The sequence below is a fragment of the Pseudoxanthomonas jiangsuensis genome (genome assembly GCF_010093185.1).
Lineage (GTDB): Bacteria > Pseudomonadota > Gammaproteobacteria > Xanthomonadales > Xanthomonadaceae > Pseudoxanthomonas > Pseudoxanthomonas jiangsuensis.
Genome location: NZ_PDWL01000073.1, coordinates 1 through 997 on the forward strand (window position 1 = coordinate 1; position 997 = coordinate 997).

Here is a 997-nt window from a genome sequence, read left to right on the forward strand (position 1 = left end):
TTTGTTATTCCCTTTATTTTTGCTGCGGTAAGTCGCATAAAAACCAATCTTCATAATTCAATCCCTTTACTATGTTATGTTCTGAGGGGAGTGAAAATTCCCCTAATTCGATGAAGATTCTTGCTCAATTGTTATCAGCTATGCGCCGACCAGAACACCTTGCCGATCAGCCAAACGTCTCTTCAGGCCACTGACTAGCGATAACTTTCCCCACAACGGAACAACTCTCATTGCATGGGATCATTGGGTACTGTGGGTTTAGTGGTTGTAAAAACACCTGACCGCTATCCCTGATCAGTTTCTTGAAGGTAAACTCATCACCCCCAAGTCTGGCTATGCAGAAATCACCTGGCTCAACAGCCTGCTCAGGGTCAACGAGAATTAACATTCCGTCAGGAAAGCTTGGCTTGGAGCCTGTTGGTGCGGTCATGGAATTACCTTCAACCTCAAGCCAGAATGCAGAATCACTGGCTTTTTTGGTTGTGCTTACCCATCTCTCCGCATCACCTTTGGTAAAGGTTCTAAGCTTAGGTGAGAACATCCCTGCCTGAACATGAGAAAAAACAGGGTACTCATACTCACTTCTAAGTGACGGCTGCATACTAACCGCTTCATACATCTCGTAGATTTCTCTGGCGATTGAAGGGCTAAATTCTTCAACGCTAACTTTGAGAATTTTTGTAAGCAATGCGGCGTTATAAGCATTTAATGCATTGATGCCATTAAATAAAGCACCAACGCCTGACTGCCCCATCCCCATCTTGTCTGCGACAGATTCCTGGGATAAGCCAAGTTCATTTTTCTTTTTTTCATAAATTGCTTTAAGGCGACGTGCGTCCTCAAGCTGCTCTTGTGTTAATGGTTTCTTTTTTGTGCTCATACGTTAAATCTATCACCGCAAGGGATAAATATCTAACACCGTGCGTGTTGACTATTTTACCTCTGGCGGTGATAATGGTTGCATGTACTAAGGAGGTTGTATGGAACAACGCATAAC

At 43.6% G+C, this 997-nt stretch carries 1 protein-coding gene; it reads right to left on the reverse strand.

What is annotated here, in order from left to right; translation table 11 throughout:
* Positions 1–166 precede the first annotated feature (166 nt).
* The gene (locus CSC62_RS17265; RefSeq protein WP_000104864.1) at positions 167–880 is read right to left on the reverse strand and encodes a LexA family protein; all 714 of its coding nucleotides are present in this window, start codon (positions 878–880) and stop codon (positions 167–169) included.
* Positions 881–997 lie beyond the last annotated feature (117 nt).